The 20,101-nt window shown below is 52.7% G+C and carries 16 protein-coding genes and 1 tRNA gene; 12 read left to right on the plus strand and 5 right to left on the minus strand.

What is annotated here, in order from left to right:
* Positions 1-35: 35 nt before the first annotated feature.
* Positions 36-2,315: an alpha-xylosidase gene (locus ROJ03_RS00820; protein ID WP_313725082.1), complete on the plus strand. Its 2,280-nt coding sequence runs from the start codon at positions 36-38 to the stop codon at positions 2,313-2,315.
* A 94-nt stretch (positions 2,316-2,409) separates the two neighbouring features.
* Here the strand turns inward: ROJ03_RS00820 and ROJ03_RS00825 are convergent.
* A tRNA-Ala gene (locus ROJ03_RS00825) sits at positions 2,410-2,483 on the minus strand.
* Positions 2,484-2,729: 246 nt separating this feature from the next.
* Between ROJ03_RS00825 and ROJ03_RS00830 the strand changes: the two genes are divergently transcribed.
* The 5 genes from ROJ03_RS00830 (at position 2,730) to ROJ03_RS00850 (ending at position 7,993) form a co-directional block, all read left to right on the plus strand.
* Positions 2,730-4,193, plus strand: coding sequence for a DUF1538 domain-containing protein (locus ROJ03_RS00830; protein WP_313725083.1), 1,464 nt, complete (start codon positions 2,730-2,732; stop codon positions 4,191-4,193).
* Complete coding sequence (locus ROJ03_RS00835; RefSeq protein WP_313725084.1) at positions 4,190-4,816, plus strand: P-II family nitrogen regulator; 627 nt, start codon at positions 4,190-4,192, stop codon at positions 4,814-4,816. The genes ROJ03_RS00830 and ROJ03_RS00835 overlap by 4 nt, the downstream gene beginning before the upstream one ends.
* A gap of 46 nt (positions 4,817-4,862) precedes the next feature.
* Positions 4,863-6,104, plus strand: a complete 1,242-nt coding sequence (locus ROJ03_RS00840; protein WP_313725085.1) for an ISAzo13 family transposase — start codon at positions 4,863-4,865, stop codon at positions 6,102-6,104.
* Between the two features lie 209 nt (positions 6,105-6,313).
* Entirely contained in the window at positions 6,314-7,333 is a 1,020-nt protein-coding gene (gene asd / locus ROJ03_RS00845) for an aspartate-semialdehyde dehydrogenase (protein WP_313725086.1), read from the plus strand.
* 138 nt (positions 7,334-7,471) lie between these two features.
* Positions 7,472-7,993: an NUDIX hydrolase gene (locus tag ROJ03_RS00850; RefSeq protein WP_313725087.1), complete on the plus strand. Its 522-nt coding sequence runs from the start codon at positions 7,472-7,474 to the stop codon at positions 7,991-7,993.
* 1 nt (position 7,994) lies between these two features.
* Here the strand turns inward: ROJ03_RS00850 and ROJ03_RS00855 are convergent, their stop codons facing one another.
* A complete protein-coding gene (locus tag ROJ03_RS00855; protein ID WP_313725088.1) occupies positions 7,995-10,247 on the minus strand; it encodes a peptidase U32 family protein in 2,253 nt (750 codons plus the stop codon).
* 68 nt (positions 10,248-10,315) lie between these two features.
* Positions 10,316-11,674: a glycoside-pentoside-hexuronide (GPH):cation symporter gene (locus ROJ03_RS00860; RefSeq protein ID WP_313725089.1), complete on the minus strand. Its 1,359-nt coding sequence runs from the start codon at positions 11,672-11,674 to the stop codon at positions 10,316-10,318.
* Between the two features lie 109 nt (positions 11,675-11,783).
* Here ROJ03_RS00860 and ROJ03_RS00865 point away from each other — a divergent pair, with 109 nt between their 5' ends.
* The 6 genes from ROJ03_RS00865 (at position 11,784) to ROJ03_RS00890 (ending at position 18,091) form a co-directional block, all read left to right on the plus strand.
* Positions 11,784-12,332: a cyclic nucleotide-binding domain-containing protein gene (locus tag ROJ03_RS00865; RefSeq protein WP_313725090.1), complete on the plus strand. Its 549-nt coding sequence runs from the start codon at positions 11,784-11,786 to the stop codon at positions 12,330-12,332.
* Between the two features lie 150 nt (positions 12,333-12,482).
* On the plus strand, positions 12,483-14,312 hold the full coding sequence (locus tag ROJ03_RS00870) for a phosphoenolpyruvate carboxykinase (GTP) (RefSeq protein ID WP_313725091.1): 1,830 nt from the start codon (positions 12,483-12,485) through the stop codon (positions 14,310-14,312).
* A gap of 122 nt (positions 14,313-14,434) precedes the next feature.
* Positions 14,435-15,388: a WYL domain-containing protein gene (locus tag ROJ03_RS00875; RefSeq protein ID WP_313725092.1), complete on the plus strand. Its 954-nt coding sequence runs from the start codon at positions 14,435-14,437 to the stop codon at positions 15,386-15,388.
* Between the two features lie 71 nt (positions 15,389-15,459).
* Positions 15,460-15,633: a hypothetical protein gene (locus tag ROJ03_RS00880; RefSeq protein ID WP_313725093.1), complete on the plus strand. Its 174-nt coding sequence runs from the start codon at positions 15,460-15,462 to the stop codon at positions 15,631-15,633.
* A 188-nt stretch (positions 15,634-15,821) separates the two neighbouring features.
* Positions 15,822-17,114: a solute carrier family 23 protein gene (locus ROJ03_RS00885; protein WP_313725094.1), complete on the plus strand. Its 1,293-nt coding sequence runs from the start codon at positions 15,822-15,824 to the stop codon at positions 17,112-17,114.
* 89 nt (positions 17,115-17,203) lie between these two features.
* The gene (locus ROJ03_RS00890) at positions 17,204-18,091 is read left to right on the plus strand and encodes an HRDC domain-containing protein (protein ID WP_313725095.1); all 888 of its coding nucleotides are present in this window, start codon (positions 17,204-17,206) and stop codon (positions 18,089-18,091) included.
* Here ROJ03_RS00890 and ROJ03_RS00895 read toward each other — a convergent pair.
* Both ROJ03_RS00895 and ROJ03_RS00900 read right to left on the minus strand, forming a co-directional pair.
* Positions 18,054-18,992 carry a ketopantoate reductase family protein gene (locus tag ROJ03_RS00895; protein WP_313725096.1) on the minus strand — a complete coding sequence of 313 codons (939 nt, stop codon included), beginning with the start codon at positions 18,990-18,992 and terminating at the stop codon, positions 18,054-18,056. The genes ROJ03_RS00890 and ROJ03_RS00895 overlap by 38 nt on opposite strands.
* The gene (locus ROJ03_RS00900) at positions 18,992-20,071 is read right to left on the minus strand and encodes a M20/M25/M40 family metallo-hydrolase (protein ID WP_313725097.1); all 1,080 of its coding nucleotides are present in this window, start codon (positions 20,069-20,071) and stop codon (positions 18,992-18,994) included. Before ROJ03_RS00900 ends, ROJ03_RS00895 begins: the two co-directional genes overlap by 1 nt.
* Between the last annotated feature and the right edge of the window lie 30 nt (positions 20,072-20,101).

Genomic DNA, 20,101 nt, shown 5'->3' on the forward strand with positions numbered 1-20,101 from the left:
ACTTTCGCAATCTCCATATAAGGCAAAATACTACCATGAAACAACGAAATCGCTTTGTATTTGACATGTTGGACCAGGACTCTGCCCAGGCGCAGAGGGAAGCTGTGTATCGTGCGGGAAAACCCGTTTCCCTCCATGAGGAAGGCCTTGGTACCGTTATCAAACTCCCTTTTTTCAAACAAGAACTGAGGAACCTGTTCCTGTACCCTGCCAATCCTGAGGTGGTGCAGATGCCGGAAATGGTTGTTCGCGCCTATGGACCGTCCATCATCCGGATGACCTTGTCCTTTGGGAAGAAGGCCCCATGCGATGCAGATAACCCTATGTTTGATTGGGATCCTTCGCTGCAGCAAGAGGCGCTGCATCCCAACAAGACGGACACTGGCTGGGTCCTTCTGGATTCACTTGGGAAAACGAGGATGCAGATTACCACCAAGGAGGGGAGCAGGGAGATTTGGAGCACATTGCAGCCTGAACCTCCCCAGACCTTTGATGCCGTAGTATTTCCCGATGGCGAAACAGCTGTTCCTTTCATGGCCTACGACGATTTTTTCCCTACCCAGTCAGAGTCCTTCAGTCTGGGATTTGTGGAACGGGATGCAAAGCTCGATCGATGGACCTATTCCCTCCATGCTCAGGCCAACGAGAAGTTTGCAGGAACTGGTGAACGTTTTGCCGCCATGAACCTGGCAGGAAAAACCTACCAGCTGGAGAATACTGATGGCCTTGGGGTGAATAGCCGCCGAGCCTACAAGAACGTACCATTCTACATCTCTAGCCAAGGGTATGGACTTTTGATCATGACATCTGGCCATGTACGCCTATCGTTGGCTGACATCTCGACCCGAGCCGCCCAAGCGGTGGTGGAAGACGATGTATTGGATCTGTTCTTTATTGGTGGGGGAAGCGTAGAGCAGATAGTCCGTAACTACCGAAGGATTACTGGATTTCCCGCCGATGTCCCTTTCTGGTCCTATGGGACGTGGATGAGCCGGATGAGTTACTTCTCTGCAGAGGAAATCCGTGTCGTAGTCCAAAAGATGCGGGAAGGCCTATTTCCCTGTGATGTCATACATATCGACACCGGCTGGTTTGAGAAGGACTGGCAATGTGAGTGGGAATTCAGCAAAACAAGATTTCCCGATCCTGAGTCTTTCCTGAAAGAGATGGATGAGCTCGGGATCAAGATCAGCCTGTGGCAGCTTCCCAGCATTGCAAAAGGGACCAAACACTATGCGACAGCCATGGAGAACCGCTATGTCGCCCCGAAAAGTGAACATATCGCTTTGGGCTCGAATTTCAGCGAGGTGGAGTTTGACGGGAACATTGACTTCTCGAATCCTGCTGCCGTTCGTTGGTATCAAGGATTGCTTGAGCACCTGTTCGAGCTTGGTGTTGCCGTTATCAAGACCGACTTTGGCGAGGTGATCGATGAAAACACCGACTATTTCGGCATGCCTTACCGGACACTCCACAATCTCTATGCACTGCTCTATCAAAAAGCTGCGTATGAAATCATCGAGAGGGTGAAAGGACCTGACCAGGCCATGATCTGGGCTAGGTCAGGTTGGATCGGATGCCAGCGATACCCGGTGCATTGGAGTGGTGACTGTGCTTGCTCTTGGGATGGCATGGCAGGGTCCTTGCGTGGTGGTTTGCATCTCGGAGTTTCAGGGTTTGCATTCTGGAGCCATGACGTACCCGGTTTCCAGGGGGTTCCTAGTTTCATGAATAGTCGGCCGGACAATGATTTGTATGTCCGGTGGACCCAACTGGGTGTGTTTACTTCCCATCTCAGGTACCATGGGACAACACCTAGGGAACCGTATGAATACCCAGAGGTTGCAGATCTTGTACGGGAATGGCTGAAGCTTCGGTATGCCTTGATCCCCTATCTTGCAGAAGAGGGGAAAAAGGCAACACAGACTGGGTATCCAGTAGTGCGTGCCCTGATATTCCACCATGAAGATGACCCCGTCTGTTGGTCGATTGATGACCAGTTCTATTGCGGCGACTCCTTTCTGGTTGCTCCTGTTATGAATCACTCCGGAATTCGGGATGTCTATCTTCCCTTTGGCGATTGGGTTGATTTCTGGAGTGGAAAAGCCATATCGGGAGGGGTGTGGTTGCGAAACCTTGATAATCCTCTTGCCTTGCTGCCGATCTTCATGAAAAGGGATTCAGTAATCCCTATCTATCCGGAGGTCGTACAGTGTACGAGCCAGATGGAAATGTGCAAGATCGAGGCCCTGAGGTTTGATGATACCTATACAGGCTTCCATACCTCACTCCTTGGACAAATAATCCAGCTGTGAATACGGGCTACTGCCCTCTGAGCGAGAGAGGGCCCTACAATTGATCTAGATGTCCTATAATGAAAAAAGCCGTTGCTAAGCAACGACTTTTTTTTGGAGGTAAGGGGAATCGAACCCCTGACCTTTTGAATGCCATTCAAACGCTCTAGCCAACTGAGCTACACCCCCAAGGCAATAACAGAAGGTATCATACGGATTGGAAAGAGTTAAGTCAAGTAGCACTGGATTTTTTACCGTTTTATGCATGAAATATTCTCCCTTTGATGACATCCCCCCCCAATGTGTATACATATTCCAAAAGAGCCTTGACCTTGCAAGAAGAAGAATTGTATTGTTGCCACAAAAGCAGTTAGTGAAGGCGATTATCCTTTCGGTTTGGAAGGGATTTTTCTTGCAAGGGATGGGAGGCATTGGATGGAATTGTTGCGTAAGCTGAAGGAAGTCGGTACCTCGGTTATCCCCATCTCCCTCATGGTGACGCTCCTGCATCTCTTTGTTTCTCCGTTGGGTGATGGCCAGCTAGCCTCCTTCTACATCGGTAGTGCCCTGGTCATCGTCGGGCTTGCCCTCTTTCTGGTGGGCACCGAAGTCGGCTTGCTTCCTATCGGGGAGAAGATCGGCTCGACCGTAACAGCGAAGAAAAACCTCCCCCTCCTGCTGGGCACAGGGTTGGTTGTCGGCTTTGTCATTACCTTTGCAGAACCAGACATAAGCGTCCTTGCCTCCCAGGTGGCGAGTGTCAATGCCAGCATCAACGAGACCGTGCTCATCACCCTCATTGCTGTTGGGTTGGGCCTCTTAGTTTCCATAGCGTTCCTGCGGGTCATCTTCAAGCTCTCCATCAAATGGATGTTTGCCATCTTCTACGTCATGCTCTTTGTCCTCGCCCTCTTTTCTGACCCCTCTCTGGTCCCTGTCGCCTTCGATAGCGGAGGTGCTACCACAGGCCCCATGGCAACCCCCTTCATCATGGCACTCGGCATCGGTGTTGCCCGCATCCAGAAAAAACAGGAAGAGGCCGACAACTTCGGCTTTCTTGCCTTTGCTTCCATAGGCCCCATCCTTGCAGTGCTGTTGCTGGGCATCAGCAACCCAAACAGTGAGGCTTCCCTGGCCCAGGGGATGGCAGTCTCCTATCCCTCAGGGAATTTTGTCCCCCTCTTCCTTGAGATGGCAAAGGACGTGCTGTTCTCCCTCACGCCACTGTTGTGCATCTTTGCCCTCTTCCAGATATTCCTGGTCAAGATGCCAACCCGGCAGGTAGGACGCATGGTCGTCGGTATAGTCTATGCCTTTATCGGCCTGGTCCTCTTCTTTGCAGGAGCCCATGGAGGCTTCATGCCAGTAGGCTTTGCCCTGGGCAAGGGCCTGGGCAGCCTCTCCTCTGGCCTCCTTATCCTAGTGGGGTTTGTATTTGGGGCGGTTGCCGTCATAGCAGAGCCTGCCGTATGGGTGTTGGTAGAACAGGTCGAGAACATCAGTCGTGGCCATATCCGTAAATCTACCATGCTCATTGCCATGGCCCTGGGGGTGGCGATTTCGGTGGGGCTGGCCATGACCCGTATCGTGACCGGCATCTCGATCTGGTACTACCTGGTACCTGTCTACACCCTCTCCCTCCTCTTGCTCAAGAATACCCCGGTCCTGTTCTCTGCCATGGCCTTTGACAGCGGAGGGGTGGCTTCCGGGCCGATGAGCTCGACCTTCATCCTCTCCTTTGCCATAGGAGCTTCAGTAGGGCAGGGTGGCAACCCTGCCACCGATGCATTTGGCGTGGTAGCATTTGTTGCCATGACACCGCTGGTGACCATCCAGCTGTTGGGCTTGCTCTACAAGCGAAAACAGGCAAAGATAGAACTGAAAGGAGCGAAAGGATGAACAGCACCCTATTGCTTTCCATCGTAGGAAAGGGTGAGGCTGAAAAGCTCATGACAATAGCAAAGAAGGCAGGCAGTCCGGGAGGGACCATTCTCCGCGGAAGGGGTACTGCAAGCAATGCCCTGCTCTCCTTGCTCTGTCTGGGCGAGTCTCGGAAAGAGATCCTCTTGACCTTGGTATTTGAGCAGCACTATGAAGCGGTATTTGATGCAATACGCAATACAAGCAACCTACATGGAATCTGTGCGGTAATCCCCAGCAAGAGAGGGCATAGAGCAGAAGGAGTGCAAACCATGCATAATGAATGGGAGATGGTCCAGGTAATCTGTACCAGCGGATATGCCGAGGATGTGATGGATGTAGCCAGAAAAGCCGGAGCCGGCGGGGGTACCATCATCGACGGGAGGGGAACCAGCAAACCCGACGACTTGAAATTCTTCGGTGCCAGCCTTGTCCCTGAGAAGGAACTGTTGATGATCCTTGTCGAAAAGGAGAAGTCAGAAAAGATCCTCTCCGCAATTTCGGCAATTCCCTTCATGCAGCAGGAAGGCAACGGGATTGTCTTTACCCTCCCTGTTACACAATTTGTCCAGCTGGGGCATAAGGAATTGTTAGATAATTAATCCTCTATATATAGCATATATTGACTCAATATGATATACTTTTTTCATGATAGAACTAGATGAAACAACAAAGAACAGGGTAGCCAAAGCAATGCCTATGCTTGCAGAAAATCAGAGGCGCAAGTTTCTCGGCATTGAGGCACTGGCTTTGGGCCATGGAGGCATCGAGGCTCTAAGCAAGCTTACCGGAGCGGCCCGCTCGACTATTTCTCTTGGTATGAAGGAAGCTTCCGAGGCAGAATCCGATCCAAAAGCTCGAACTTCCTCCGCAGGAATGGGACGTATAAGATCCGAGGGTGCAGGAAGGAAAACTATCGAGGAAACCAACCCTGGTGTCACAAAAGCTCTTGAGGCTCTGGTTTCAGAAACCACCATAGGAAATCCCGAGAACCCCCTGTGCTGGACTACAAAGAGTCTCAGGAACCTCGAGGCAGAGCTTGTCAGCCAAGGCCATAAGATAAGTTACGTCAAGGTTGGGGAACTTCTTGAGGGTCTGGGCTATAGTCTCCAGCTCAACAAGAAGGCTCTGCAGGTGGGCGAAGCCCATGTGGACAGGGATGCGCAGTTTGAGCACATCAATACCAAGGCAAGGAGCTTCATGAAAGAAGGGTTGCCTGTAATTTCTGTTGACACAAAGAAAAAAGAAAACATCGGAAACTTTAAGAACAACGGCGTTGAGTACGCACCTAAAGGTGATCCCACCCAAGTGCTTGACCATGACTTCCCCCTCCTGGGTTTGGGAAAGGCCAGTCCCTATGGGATCTATGATGTGAGGGAGAACGAGGGGTATGTGAATGTAGGCATCAGCAGTGACACTGCAATGTTCACAGCCCAGAGCATCCGCTCCTGGTGGGATGAGATGGGTTGCCTCAAGTACCATGGGGCAACCAAGCTCTATATCACAGCTGACGGGGGTGGCAGTAATGGGAGCAGGAACAAGCTCTGGAAGAAGTCATTGCAGCTCCTGTCCAATGAGATCGGACTGGAGATACATGTCTCCCATTTTCCTCCAGGGACTTCCAAGTGGAATAAGATCGAGCACCGAATGTTCAGCCATATAAGCAAGAACTGGAGGGGACGGCCCTTGGTTTCGTTGGCGGTCATCATCAGCCTGATAGGATCCACGACGACCCAAAAAGGTCTGAGAGTGAAATGTGGACTTGATACCAACGAGTATGAGAAGGGAATCAAGGTCTCAGATAGGGAGCTTGAGGAGCTCAATATCAGCAGGCATGAGTTCCATGGGGAATGGAATTATTGGGTATCTCCGTCAGAGACTTTCGCTTAGTTTATTTCCTAACAGTTCCTAAGGGATGATGCAGGCCTAAGGCTTGAGAAAAGTTCAGTATGATAAACTTTTGTGTTAATATAATAACAATTTGTTAAAATAATCATATTATTGTTTAAAACTATTGAATTTCTTCTCAAAAACTAGTAGTGTACAACTACTTTACGTGAATGGTTAGCGGATAGGTATCCGATATGGGAGAATTTCAGATGGACAAGAAAATTAAAGTAGCCGTAATTGGTGCAACTGGGGCAGTAGGTCAGGTATTCATGTGGATGCTCTCAGACCACCCTTGGTTTGAAATAGCATATGCAACAGCCTCCGCTTCACGCATAGGGCTCAAGTATGCTTCGACAGTCCACTGGGTCATGCCACTTGAGATGCCCAAGAATATCCGTGACATCGAGGTCAAGGAGTTCAACTTTGCCGCAATGAAGGAAGCAGGGGTCACCATTGTCTTCTCCGCTCTCCCTGCCGAAGTTGCACGGGAAGCCGAACCTCAGCTCAGGGAGAATGGCTTCTATGTCTTCTCCAACGCAGCTTCCATGCGCTATGACAGCAATGTGCCCATCCTCATTCCTGAAGCCAACCTGGAGTCGCTCGACCTCATCAAGAAGCAGGGGTACCCGGAGACAGGCTTCGTCGTGACCAATGCGAACTGTGTGACCACAGGCCTGGCCATGGCAGTTGCTCCCCTGAGAAAACATGGTATCAAGAGCATCATGGTGCACAGCTACCAGAGCGTCAGTGGCGCAGGCTATCCTGGCCTCTCCTCCTTTGACATTACCGACAACTGCATCCCCTTCATCAAAGGGGAAGAGGAGAAGATCGAGAAGGAGATCAAGAAGATCCTCTCCATCGATCCTGAGGTCTATGCCTTCACCGTACGCGTTCCTGTCCTGTTCGGACACCTGGAAGCTGTGTGGCTGGACTTTGAGCAGGATGTCGAACTGCAGGATGTCATCGACGACTGGAACAACTTCAAGGTTGTGTGTGACCTTCCCTCCACTCCGGCTCTGCCTGTCGAATATGGTTCTGACAACACCTTTCCCCAACCCAAATACGCTTTCTGGGGCAATCCAAGAGGGATGGTGGTCTACACAGGCCGCCTGAAGAAGAAGAACGGAAAGATTGGCTTCCTCTTGCTGGTCAACAACGTCGTTAAGGGTGCAGCCGGTGGTTCCATCCAGAACGCAGAGGCCTTTGTGCAGCGTTTCAACCTGATCTGAGTCCAGATAGATACGAGAGAGCTCCTGTTGGCATTGTCCAGTGGGAGCTTTTTTTGTCTTGGGTGACCTTCATTTTTTCTTCCGTTCTCCCGTGTTCCTGTCTTGAGTAGTCGGGGGGTATTTTGCTAGGGTGGCTCTATGCCAGAATACTTCGATCTCTATGACAATGACCGTAACCCCTTGGGAAGAGTACACCAGCGGGGCGTTCCCATCCCTGAAGGGCTCTACCATGTGGTGGTCTCCGTCTGGACAGTAAACAAGAAGCAGGAGATCCTGCTGACCTTGCGCTCGGCCCAGAAGCAGCTTTTGCCCAACCTGTGGGAGAATACTTCCGGTTCTGTCCTTGCAGGCGAGAGCAGTAGGGAAGCTGCCCTGCGTGAACTGAGGGAAGAGACCGGCATCATTGCCGAGAGTTCGGAAATGACCTTTCTGGGGACTGCCCGCAAGGCAGCCTCCTTCGTGGATATCTTTCTGGTAAGAAAGGATGCATGGCCCATTGAGGTGGTACTGCAGAAAGAGGAGACCGTTGACGCAAAGTGGGTCACCTTCCCTGAATTGGAGGTGCTCGACCAACGGGGGGAGCTGGCCTTCCCGATCTCCTACCACTTTGTCCCATTTACCTCCCAGTTCAAAAAAAGTGGCCCCGAAGGGCCACTGTAAGCTAGGCTTTCACCACCGTCGTGATGCAGTCGTTCACCATCACATGGTAGCGATGGTTCTGCTGCTTTACATACCAGGAACCCTTGAGCGGACAGCCTTCACAGCTTAGCATCAAGGAATCGTGGCGGAAACAGCTTCTGCTGATGAATAGTGGTGGGGTGAACTCACTTCCTACCAGGGTAGGGGTGAAAGGCCACCTCTCCTCCTGGAAATGGTCGCGTTCCATCCAGAGATATCCTCCAGCAAGGTTGGGAAGCAGTTCAACAGCCATCTTTGCACTCTCGGCATTGCCCAGGTAGAGGTAGATGTCGATGAAGCATAGGATGTCCTTCTGGCTTCGTGCCCACTCAAGCTGGCCGATGTTGTTCAACCCGAACCGGGTCTTCTCCAGATAGCCCTCCTTCCTCAAGTACGATACGACGGTATCGAGGTCCTTGAAGAACTGCTCCTCGCCGAATATGACAGGGGAGAGGGGGAGGTAGAAGAGGTTGTTCTCGAAGAAGAGGATACCCTCCGGTTTTTTCCCTGCAGAGAACTGCTTGGCAAGGATGGACAGGTCAAGGTAGGGAAGTCCCTCCTTGGTGCAGAGCTTTTCGCGAGAGGGAAGACTCTCAACCTCAAGCTTTTCCTCAGCAGGAGCAGGCTGCTCATCGGCGGTCATCCATTTGGCAAGCTCATTGTCCAGACAGGAATACCAATCCCTCCTGATGGCCTTCAGCCAGGAAAGGGGAAGGAATACCTGGTTGTCCTCCAACCCGGTCTTGTTCTCGAAGGCGAGCTCCCCAAGGCCGAAATATGAGGTGTCGCTCTTGCTGAAGACATTGACCAGATGCTGCTGCAGGTCCTGGTCCTTCTGAGCCTTTGCCACCTCGATCTCATAGGTGTGGCAGATGGTGTTTCCCTTGAAGGCCGTGGTTAGGACAAGGTCCTTTTCCAGCACCTCTACCTGGGTATCGAGCAGGAACTTGGTGGTGGGAATGTTCTCGTTTACCAAGGCAGGGTTCTGGTCGTGCAGGCTGATGAGGTAGAGCATCTCTCCCGCATGGGGAAGCTCCTCGTTGCGTGGGAGGTCAACCTCTACAGTCTCCCCCTTGTAGGCAAAGGCGAGGCTTTTGCCCTTCTGGTCGAAGATGCCGCTCAGGCCGAACTTGATCGCTTCGATGGGGTCTTTCTTGCCTTTTGTGTAGTACATCAGGCCATCGCGGATCGCAATGTCGCGCAGGGCCGTGACGATGGCATAGTCCTTCTTGACCACCTTGATCTTGGCAGCAGGAACTCCCCTGTGGCTGGGAAAGCTGGTGCTTCCCAAGGTTGGGGCTGTCCTGACCTCGAAGTTATGCCCGACCCGTCCATAGTCGCCGAGCCAGCCCTTGGTCTGCCTTCTGGCAAATACAATGGAGAGGCTCTCGTCAAGGGCCTGTTTTTCCTCTTCTGTCGCACTTCCGTCAAGTACGGCCCGGTAGTACCTGGAGGCGGCAAGGGTGTAGGCAGGGCCTTTCATCCTTCCTTCTACCTTCAGGCTGTCGATCCCCATATCCTGGAGTGTTTTTGCAACATCCCCAGCCTTGAGGTCGCTCATGGAGAAGTACCAGCCAGTCTCTTTCCCTTCGGGTGTGGGGGAGAGTGCTGCATGTACGCTCGGATCGGCCTCAAGGGCGAACCAGGAGCGGCAGATCTGGGCACATGCCCCACAGTTGGCGCTTCGGCCGCATAGCTGTTCACTGGCTGTGCACAGGCCTGAGAATCCATAGCAGAGTGAGCCATGGATGAAGACCTTCAGCTCAATATTGGGACAGGCCTCCCTGATGGTCTGGATTTCCTCAAGGGTCAGCTCCCTGGCAAGCACCACACGGGAAAAGCCAAGACGTTCAAGTTCCCTGACTCCTTCTATCGTGTGTACCGCAAGCTGGGTGCTGCCGTGCAAGGAGAGGGAAGGGAACTGGTTCTTTACTATTCGGGCAACCCCGAGGTCCTGGACGATGATGCCGTCACAGCCGATGAAGGCTATCTGCCGCAGGGTTTTCACCACTTCGGAGATCTGCTCGTCATCGATGAGGGTATTGACCGTCACATAGATTTTTTTGTTGTGTTCGTTGGCAAACTGTCTTAGTTTGGAGAGGTCCTCCAGGCTAAAGTTTGTTGCTTCTTTCCGTGCAGAAAAATTGCGCATGCCCAGGTAGGTGGCATCGGCGCCCTCATTGAAGGCAACCAGGGCCGCTTGTAGGGAACCTGCCGGCAGTGCTAGTTCAGTCATAATACATCCTTTGGAAACCGATTCGTTCCAGTCTCCTGGGATTAGGGTAGCGGCACTGCCAAATCGTGTCAATCTAAGGTGTTCCGCCTTTGTTGGTGGAGCTGCTCTACTATCTGAGTGTGGCGGCTTTCCGACAGTGGGTAGAGAGCGATGGGAATGATGCCCAAAATACTGCTGAAGAAGGGGATGAAGGCAGTAAGTGCATGGATACCCTGCAATACTTGCGGGCCCTGGACAGCGTTGGGAAGGTAGCCCACCGCGGCAAGCGAGGTTGCTATCATCACGGAGGTGACGGCAGCGGTAAGCTTGGCCAGGAATGTCTGGCTGGAGAAGATGGTCCCCTCAGTCCGTTTCCCTGTCTTGAGCTCCCCATACTCGATGGTATCGGCAATCATGGCGGTCTGGATTACCTGTGGGCTGGCCATTCCCAGGCTGCTGATGCAGTTGAACACCATCAGGAGGGGGAAGTTTTCCCACCCTACAAAGAAGAAGCCCAAAGAACCAAGGGCGTAGATGGCATAGTATCCGATGCAGGTTGCCTTCTTGCCGAACCGCTTGCTGAAGTAGGGGACGGTGGAGATGCCGATGAGGATGAAGGGGATGTTGATGCCTGCAAAGAGGGTATAGAGCAGCTCATTGCCGAGGTTGTACTTTGCATAGTAGATGAGCATGGAGAGCTTTGCCGTCTGCCCGATTCCGGTGAAGAATCCGCTGATGATGACCAACAGCAGGGGCTTGTTGCTTCCGAAAATGGTGAGGATGTCCTTGAAATGACTCTTTTCATCCTGTACGGGCTGGACCCTCTCCTTGACGAAGAAGAAGGTGATGGCAAAGCAGGCTACGGTGAGCACGCTGTAGACCAGGGCGGTCATCTGGTAGCCAGAGGCTGGCTTGCCCTCCCTTGAGAAGAGGTATATCAGCGGCTGGGTTGCAAGCGTTGCGATGGCCACTGCCAGGGTGGCGGAGAGGCGGGGGTAGGCAACCAGGCTGTTGCGTTCGTTGGTGTCATCGGTAATGGCGCTGCTCAAGGCCCAGAAGGGTACGTCACTGGCTGTGTAGATCATGCCGAAGGCTATGTAGGTTATGGCAGCCCATGCAATCTTGCCTCCCATGCCCAAGGACGGGGCGCTGAAGGAAGCAACGGCAAAGGGAACGAAGAAGATGGGGGTAACCAGGAGGTAGGGCCTGAACTTTCCCCACCGCGAGCGGGTCTTGTCGGCAAGCATTCCCATCATCGGGTCGTTGATGGCATCCCAAAGGCGGGCTACCAGGAGGATGGTTCCTGCAACTGCCGGCAGGATGCCGAAAATGTCCGTATAGAAGAAGAGCAAGAAGTTGGCCATGAAGCTGTAGAGCATGTTTTGCCCGAAGTTCCCGAAACCGTATGCAAGCTTTTCTCGTGTCCTGATGGGTGTTCTTTGACTCATGATGATTCAGTGTATCACGGAACTATCGCTGGGCAAGGAAAATGTCACCACTTGTCTGTAACCCTATCTGAAGGGTATACTTGTACCATCACCATAATGGAGGGCCTGAATGCAGACAGCAAAAAACGGAGAGAACCCGATACTGGAGCTACCAAAAGGGACGGTTATCTACGAGCAGGGAGCGCCTTGTTCCACCATGTTTCTCCTGCGCAGCGGGACGGTTGCCCTCTTCCTCAACTACCATACCCCCCAGCAGTTCCAACTCTTTGAGATATCCTTGCCAGGATCAAGCCTGGGTGAGATGGGGTTGTTTGAGGCAGACCCAAGAAACGCTACTGCCGTTGCCTTGACCGACTGTACCATGGTGGAGATTTCCCAGCACTCGTTTCCCGCCTTTATCGAGGAACACCCCGAGGAGACCCGGCAGATGATCCTGGATTTGAGCCAGCGCTACAAGATGGCCTTGCAGGAGGTGAAGAACGCCCATCTCATCATCCAAGAGAGCCTGGAGGCCCTCAAGGAAGCGGACCACAACAAGAAGGACTCCCTGAAGGACAGGATAAAGAAAATTTCGGATTTCCTCTTGGACATCCCCGATGATGTCCCCCCTGAGCTCTATCTGAGCTTCAATTCCCGGTTTCATGGGACCATGTTCTAGAGATGAGCCAACAACTGTATCCATGAAAAAAATATCGATTGTGCATCGCCAACCGTATTGATAAAGATTGGAAAAACAGGTAACGTGAAAGGTGAGCAACTCTCCACTTAGTGAAGAATTGCTCAATACCTAGATGATAAGGAGTAGTCCATGAACGTCAAAGACATTAAACATGCTGGACTTAAAAAGTGGATTGGAGAGTTTGCAGAACTCACCACCCCAGATGCTATTGTGCTCGCAGACGGAAGTTCCTCGCAGTACGATGAATTGATCAATCTTACTGTTGAAAGTGGTTTAGCTACGAGACTGAATCCCGCCAAGAAGCCTGGTTGTGTTTTGTTTCTCTCAGACCCTTCCGACGTAGCTCGTGTAGAGAAACGTACCTACATCGCTTCCGAGACCCAGGATGCTGCCGGCCCAACCAATAACTGGATGGATCCCAAACAACTGAAGAAAGAGATGACCGATCTCTACCGCGGATGCATGAAAGGCCGCACCCTCTATGTAATCCCCTTCTCCATGGGACCCATTGGCTCAGACATTGCCAAGATTGGAGTAGAGCTCACTGACAGCCCCTACGTCGTAACCAACATGATGATCATGACCCGTGTCGGCAAGAAAGTCCTTGATGTCCTTGGAACCGATGGCTACTTCGTTCCCTGCTTCCACTCTGTAGGCAAGCCTCTTGCTGAAGGTGAGAGTGATGGTGGAATCTGGCCCTGTGCTCCCATGGAACACAAATACATCTCCCACTTCCCGGAAACCAGAGAGATCTGGTCATATGGTTCAGGCTACGGCGGGAACGCCCTGCTAGGAAAGAAGTGCCTTGCCCTGCGTATCGCCACCGTGCTTGCACGTGACGAAGGCTGGCTTGCCGAGCACATGCTCATCCTCAAGATCACCAACCCTGAAGGCAAGAGCCGCTTCCTGACCGGTGCCTTCCCCTCGGCTTGTGGAAAGACCAACCTTGCAATGCTTATCCCTACCGTTCCTGGCTGGAAGGTCGAGACCGTCGGTGACGACATTGCATGGATGAAGTACGGCTCTGACGGCCAGCTCTACGCCATCAACCCAGAAGCTGGGTTCTTCGGCGTTGCCCCCGGCACTTCTGCCTCCTCCAACTACAATGCCCTGGTTTCTGCCTCTTCCAACACCATCTTCACCAACGTTGCCCTTACCGAGGACAATGACGTATGGTGGGAAGGCATTGGCTACGATGCTCCTGGCAAGCTGATCGACTGGAATGGCAACGAATGGGTGCAGAACAAGGCTGACAAGACCCAGAAGCCTGCAGCACATCCGAATGCCCGTTTCACCGCTCCTGCTTCCCAGTGCCCAAGCATTGCCGCTGAGTGGGAAGATCCCAAGGGTGTGCCCATCAGTGCCATCCTCTTCGGTGGAAGAAGACCTCACACCATTCCTCTTGTACACCAGAGCAATGACTGGAGCCATGGTGTATTCCTTGGATCCATCGTTGGTTCCGAAGTTACCGCTGCTGCCCTTGACGTCAAGGCCGGTACCATCAGACGTGACCCATTTGCCATGCTGCCCTTCTGCGGCTACAACATGGGCGACTACTTCCAGCACTGGTTGGATGTCGGCCACGCTGCCCCAGATGCAGAGAAGCTTCCTAAGATCTTCTATGTGAACTGGTTCCGCAAGACTGATGAAGGCAAGTGGCTCTGGCCCGGTTTCGGTGAGAATAGCCGCGTACTGAAGTGGGTATTCGAGCGCTGTGAAGGGACTGCAAAGTATGTCAAGACCCCAATTGGCATCATGCCTACCCTTGATGCAATCGATCGTCCTGTCGGAGTTTCCGAAGAGGACATGAAGGAACTGCTCAGCGTAGATATCGATGGCTGGTTGGAAGAAGTCAAGGACATCCGCACCAATCACTATCCAATGTTTGGCAAGCACCTTCCCAAGGAACTTGCTACCTTCCTGGATAAGCTTGAAGCTGACCTCAGGGCTGCCAAGTAACCACCCATTTCCAACACACTATATTTCAGGACGGTCTCCCCAGGGAGGCCGTCCTGCTTTCTGTATCATGAGAGCCCTTTTTTCGTACCCATTCCTCTCAGTTCCTTGCTATACTCTCCCCTATGAGCCAGATAGAGAGAATCTTTTACATCAACCGGAAAATCCTTGAGGATGGGAAGGTCACCACGAGCCAGATAACCGAAAAATTCGAGATATCCAAACGCCAGGTCATGCGTGATTTCGACTATCTTCGTGATACGCTGCAGGCCCCCCTCTCGTACGAGATCAAGGAGAAGGGGTATGTCTATACCACCGAATTCTCCATGATGAGCAACTCCAATGAACGGATGCTGGTGCTCAATGCGATGTTCAAGAGCCTTGCTGAGTCCCAGGGAGCCATGTCGGTGGTGACTGACATGGTCAGTGAGGGGTTGGACAGCGGCCTTGAGCAGGGGTACAGGAGCCTGGCAAGCAAGATTGTCTTCATCACCCCAGTACAGGATTGGCCAGACTATGCCGTATTCAACAAGATATGCTCGGCGATGAAGAGTGAGGACCGGATGAGCATGTGCTACCGGAATGCAAAAGGCGAGAGGTCGACTAGGCACATCGAGCCCTTGAGGCTGGTCAACTACAGTGGGAGGTGGTATCTGCTCTCGTTCGACCGTCAGAACAAGGAGCTGAGAACCTTCCACCTCTCCCGGATCGAGAGGATAGAGCAGATCCAGGGGGACCGGTTCACCAGCTCCTTCACGGAGGAGGAGCTGGAAACCTTCATCCATGGAGGGTACGGCATCTTCATGGGGAACAAGGTCATTTCTGTGACCTTTCGTGTATATGGGTGGGCGAGCAATACACTCTCCACGCAGACCTGGCACAAGGACCAGGTGGTGGAACGGATGGATGTCGATGGCCAACAGGCCCTCCAGGTCACCGTTCCTGTAGCCAACATGCAGGAGATCCTGTCAAAGATCCTCTCCTTTGGCCCTTCAGCTCTTCCCCTTTCTCCGCCCCAGTTTGTCCAGATGTGGAAACAGGCGGTACAAGAGATGGCAACCCAGGCAAAAAACATCTAATATTCTCTTCCTATGACATCCGATGTCATAGGTGGTGGTGTATCCTTTGGACATAGACAGAGGAGGTTGCCATGGAACACTACAGACAAGAAGCGGTACAAGCAGAGGATACACCCTTTCCCCGGTGGTTTTTGCATATGACGGAGAGCCTCCCCCTGCTTCTGCTCTTCTCTCTGGCGGTTCTCGTATTCGCACCGGTCATCATGGTTTTTGGCGCCCTCTATCCACTATTCAGGCACTCTTAGGCAGTTGTGTTGTATTCTGTTGTGGTGGGCGGTGCTTTTCTTGCTAAAGATACGTTTACATACTTCCCCTTATCTCTGGTTTTTCGGTAGGATTGAGAGACTTCCTAGAAAGTCATCATCTTATACCCCCCTCTACCTGCATCATCGATGAGTACAAGGCTTTGTTGTGCAGGCACAAGGAGTTTTTCATGGGACACCAGCCCTCCTCGAAAATGAAGTATGGACCGGCCGACAAGCCACCTCTCAGCCAGTGGATACCCTTGAGCATCCAACACGTGTTTGCCATGTTTGGGGCAACCATCCTCGTCCCGATCCTGACTGGCCTAAGTCCCAGCACTGCACTCTTTACTGCAGGCACTGGTACCTTGATCTACATCCTGATCACCGGGGCAAAGGTTCCGGCCTTTCTGGGCTCCTCGTTCGCCTTCATCCCGGCTCTCATCGCCATCTCCTCCACGTATGGGATGCCCTATGCCATGGGAGGTGCGTTCGTCTCAGGTCTCTTTTACGTCCTGGTTGCCTCGATCATCAAGAAGACTGGCCACAACTGGCTTGGCAAGGCCCTCCCTCCAGTGGTGATAGGCTCTGTGATCATTGTCATCGGACTGAACCTCGCCCCGACTGCCATGGGCATGGCGATGAACGATGCCAACGGCAACTACAGCCTCTTCTTCCTTGTCATCGCCAGCGTGACCCTAACTGTCACGATCGTGGCAAATATCTTTTCCAAGGGGTTTTTCAGTATCATCCCCCTCTTGATAGGGCTGCTGACTGGCTACTTCTTTACCTTGCTGATGGGATTCTTCTTCCCTGCCTTTGCCTTGATCAGCTTTGAGGGTGTTCACCAGGCAGCATGGTTTGGCTTTCCCACCTTTGCCTTCCCCAAGTTCAACCTTGTGGCCAGTGTAACCTTCATCATCGTATCCCTGGCTACGATCTGCGAGCACCTTGGCGATACCCTTACCATCTCAAAGGTAGTAGGGAAGGACTTCTACAAGGATCCGGGTCTTGAGAGGACTCTTGCCGGCGACGGTATTGCAACCTTGTGGGCATCCTTCTGGGGTGGTCCACCAAATACCACCTACGGTGAGAACATCGGCGTTTTGGCCCTTACCCGGGTCTACAGCGTCTGGGTAACCGGCGGTGCTGCAGTCTTCGCCGTCTTCCTCTCCTTCTTCCCCAAATTCGGCGCCTTGATCCAGACCATCCCCAATCCTGTCCTGGGAGGCATCTCCATGCTGCTGTTCGGAACCATCGCCTCCAGCGGCCTGAGGACCCTGGTCGACAGTGGTGTTGACTATGAGGACAAGCGCAACCTGACCATCAGCAGTGTCATCCTGGTCATCGGAATCGGTGGTGGTGTGCTCAACTTTGCCATGGGAGAGCATATGGAGTTCTCCCTCGGTGGTGTGGCCCTTGCTACACTGGTGGGCATATTCCTCAACCTGGTCATTCCCAAGGAAGCTACCCTCAACAAGTAGCACAATGGTCTGGATATCTCTTACGAAGGCTTCCTGCAAGGGAAGCCTTCGGTGTTCACTCATCCCTGAATCTGATATACTAGCAAAATATGTACACCTATAGCACCATTGATTCGGATAAGAAACTTTCAGATCTTTTGCAAAGTTGGAAACAAAGAGGCATCACTACTATCGCCATGGATTTTGAAGGGGAGTTCAACCTGCACATATACGGGGAACACCTCTGTCTGGTACAGGTCTTCGATGGAGAACTCTACTATATCCTCGATCCTTTCAAGGTTAGCGTCCCTGCCCTGAAGCAGTTTCTGGAAGACTCCGACCTGGAGAAAATCATGTTCGACTGCGCTAGCGACTCTGCCCTGGTACGTAAGGGGTACGATATCTCCCTAGCGAACATATATGACATCAGGGTGCCCGCCCTTGCCTTGGGCTATACCGGTAACCTCACCGGCCTGGTTGCCATGCACCTTGGGGTGCAGGATGAGGTCCCGGTTGGCAACAAGAAGAAGAACCAGATGACCAACTGGCTGAAGAGACCTCTGAAAGATGACCAGATCCAGTATGCACTTGGCGATGTGGCATACCTGTTTTCCCTGAAGAAGATCCTTATCGCCCTCATTGAGGAAAAAGGCCTTGCAGAGCAGGTGGCGACGACCATGGCAACGATTGCCAAGCCAAAAGGGCCGGACAAGCCAGGTTGGACCAAGTTCGACTCCTGGAAATACATGAACAAGGAAGAGAAGACCTACCTCAAGCACTTCTTCATCGCAAGGGACACCATTGCAAGAAAATACAATGTGCCTGCAGTACGGATCCTGGAAAAGCACAGGCTGCTGGAGATGGCAAAAAACACCCCATCATCGGCCAGCGAGATCCACGTCTACTGCACCAAGTGCCCTGAAGGGCAGATGGAAGAACTTATCAAGTACATGCTCGAAGCTAAGAAGAGTGCCGATTCTGAGCTGAAATCAGTCTAAGCTGTACTGCCTCTGAAGATTCGACCAAGAGGGAGAGAATCTCACAGGCCGGGGTGGGGATGCCATGGGCCTTTCCCAGCCTGACCACTGCCGAGCAGAACCAGTTGTTCTCGGTCTTCCTTCCAGCCTCCATGTCCTGGCACATGGAGGTTTTTCCTGCAAATCCCAAAGCGGTGACTGTGTGGTAGTTTTGCTCGATCATGGCATCGGTAAGGGCGATGCCCTCCCTTTGGCCGACAGCCTGAACCTCCTTGCTCACCTGATGGGCAAGCACTCTTACACTCTCCTGCTTGAGGTCCCCATAGGTTGCCCTGCAGAGGCTGCTGATGGTGTTGTAGGCGGTGTTGAGCATGAACTTTTTCCAGAGTTCCAGGCGTATGTCCTCAGGAATCAGATAGGTGATGCTGGAACGGGAGAACAGCTGTGCAATGGCCATGATACGGTCGGTCTTGCGATTGTCCTTCTCCCCAAATATGATTCTTCCCTCTTCGGTAAAGTCGATGTGATTCCCTACATGGGTTGAGTTGAGGCTTACGGCAAATCCGTACAACACATGGGGATCTCCGTACGCTTCGATGAGCTTCTGTTCGCTCTCTATGCCATTGAGCAGGGAGAGGATGACCGTGTGCTCCCCCACAGCCTTCCTGATCTGCTTCACCGACTCCTCTAGCTGGAGGTTCTTGGTTGCCAGGATGACCAGGTCGCTGACCTGTGCATCCTTGGGCTCGACAAAGGTGAAGTCCACCCGTTCGCCGTTGATGATGAGGCCCTCGTCTTCATAGCGGGTTTTGCGTTGTCCCTCGGCCAAGAAGACAACCTTTTCCTTTCCCAGTGCCTGGTGGAGCCTGAGACCGTACATCGCACCGACAGCCCCACATCCTATGATAGTTACACTGTCCATCATCCCTTCCTTATGGTTGCCAGTTCTTGCACCAGTGCCGTCAACGTGTCCAGCTCTTGGAGAGGAATGGATTCGCTTCTGGTATGGGGCTTCTCGTAGCCTGTCGTGCAGACAACAGTGACAAGGCCCTTTGCGTTGAGGACATTCGCATCACTGCCACCCAGGGTGGGGTGTTCCTGGTAGGGGAGCCCTATCCTGGAGCAAGCTTCCTTCAGAGTGGAAAAAACTTGGGTTGTTGTATCATGCCTATATGGTTCATAGAGGGTTGTCTCTTCGATGGTGACCTGCCCCCCATGTTTGGCGGCTGCGTCGTTCAGGCATGTTTTCATGTGTTCCAGTTGGGCCGTAAGCTTGGCCTTGTCCAGGCTCCTCGCCTCCAGGGAGAGTGTTGCCCTGTCACAGACAATGTTCCGGCTCCCAGGAGCCAGGAATGAGCCTACATTGGCAGTGGTCTCCTCATCGATGCGCAAGAGATGCATGGCACTGATGGCATCGCTTCCCATCTGGATGGCACTGATGCCCGCTTCAGGGGAAAACCCTGCGTGGGCCGCTTTTCCCCCATAGGTGACATCGAGCTTTGCTGACCCAGGGGCTGCTGTGATGAAGGAGCCGACAGGCCCTTCGGCATCGAAGGTATAGCCATAATCGACCGAGGAGAGTTTGTCCATATCCACCTCTGCGATACCCTGCAGGCCTAGCTCCTCCCTCACCGAGAAGAGGATCACCAGGTTCGGGTGGGCAAGGCTCTCCCTTTTTATGGTATCCAGGACGGTGAGTATGGCACTGATGGCAGCCTTGTCATCTGCACCCAGGGCACTCTTTCCCCCTGTGTGGACCCTGCCGTCATCGACAAGAGGTTCAACGTCGACGGCGAGGGGAACTGTATCCATATGGGCATTGAGCAGGATGGTCTCTCCCTCCCCTGGCAGGTAGGCGTAGAGGTTACCCCCTTCATCCCAACTGGTGGAAAGTCCCAGTGCGAGCAGCTGGGTCTCCAGATAGAGGCCTATGCGATGTTCATCACCAGAGACGGAGTTCATCCTTACGAGGGTAAGAAAGGTTTCGGCTGTTTTGTTCATAGCTGGACTATAGCATAGATGGGCAAGCAG

The sequence above is a fragment of the Sphaerochaeta sp. PS genome (genome assembly GCF_032144095.1).
GTDB lineage: Bacteria > Spirochaetota > Spirochaetia > Sphaerochaetales > Sphaerochaetaceae > Sphaerochaeta.

What these genes read in the sequence shown, in the direction of transcription:
- ROJ03_RS00830 (WP_313725083.1), top strand. Translation starts at nt 2,730, where the DNA reads ATGGAATTGTTGCGTAAGCTGAAGGAAGTCGGTACCTCGGTTATCCCC.
- ROJ03_RS00840 (WP_313725085.1), top strand. Translation starts at nt 4,863, where the DNA reads ATGATAGAACTAGATGAAACAACAAAGAACAGGGTAGCCAAAGCAATG.
- ROJ03_RS00880 (WP_313725093.1), top strand. Translation starts at nt 15,460, where the DNA reads ATGGAACACTACAGACAAGAAGCGGTACAAGCAGAGGATACACCCTTT.
- ROJ03_RS00865 (WP_313725090.1), top strand. Translation starts at nt 11,784, where the DNA reads ATGCAGACAGCAAAAAACGGAGAGAACCCGATACTGGAGCTACCAAAA.
- ROJ03_RS00835 (WP_313725084.1), top strand. Translation starts at nt 4,190, where the DNA reads ATGAACAGCACCCTATTGCTTTCCATCGTAGGAAAGGGTGAGGCTGAA.
- ROJ03_RS00900 (WP_313725097.1), bottom strand. Translation starts at nt 20,071, where the DNA reads ATGAACAAAACAGCCGAAACCTTTCTTACCCTCGTAAGGATGAACTCC.
- ROJ03_RS00820 (WP_313725082.1), top strand. Translation starts at nt 36, where the DNA reads ATGAAACAACGAAATCGCTTTGTATTTGACATGTTGGACCAGGACTCT.
- asd (WP_313725086.1), top strand. Translation starts at nt 6,314, where the DNA reads ATGGACAAGAAAATTAAAGTAGCCGTAATTGGTGCAACTGGGGCAGTA.
- ROJ03_RS00875 (WP_313725092.1), top strand. Translation starts at nt 14,435, where the DNA reads ATGAGCCAGATAGAGAGAATCTTTTACATCAACCGGAAAATCCTTGAG.
- ROJ03_RS00870 (WP_313725091.1), top strand. Translation starts at nt 12,483, where the DNA reads ATGAACGTCAAAGACATTAAACATGCTGGACTTAAAAAGTGGATTGGA.
- ROJ03_RS00855 (WP_313725088.1), bottom strand. Translation starts at nt 10,247, where the DNA reads ATGACTGAACTAGCACTGCCGGCAGGTTCCCTACAAGCGGCCCTGGTT.
- ROJ03_RS00895 (WP_313725096.1), bottom strand. Translation starts at nt 18,992, where the DNA reads ATGGACAGTGTAACTATCATAGGATGTGGGGCTGTCGGTGCGATGTAC.
- ROJ03_RS00890 (WP_313725095.1), top strand. Translation starts at nt 17,204, where the DNA reads ATGTACACCTATAGCACCATTGATTCGGATAAGAAACTTTCAGATCTT.
- ROJ03_RS00860 (WP_313725089.1), bottom strand. Translation starts at nt 11,674, where the DNA reads ATGAGTCAAAGAACACCCATCAGGACACGAGAAAAGCTTGCATACGGT.
- ROJ03_RS00850 (WP_313725087.1), top strand. Translation starts at nt 7,472, where the DNA reads ATGCCAGAATACTTCGATCTCTATGACAATGACCGTAACCCCTTGGGA.
- ROJ03_RS00885 (WP_313725094.1), top strand. Translation starts at nt 15,822, where the DNA reads ATGGGACACCAGCCCTCCTCGAAAATGAAGTATGGACCGGCCGACAAG.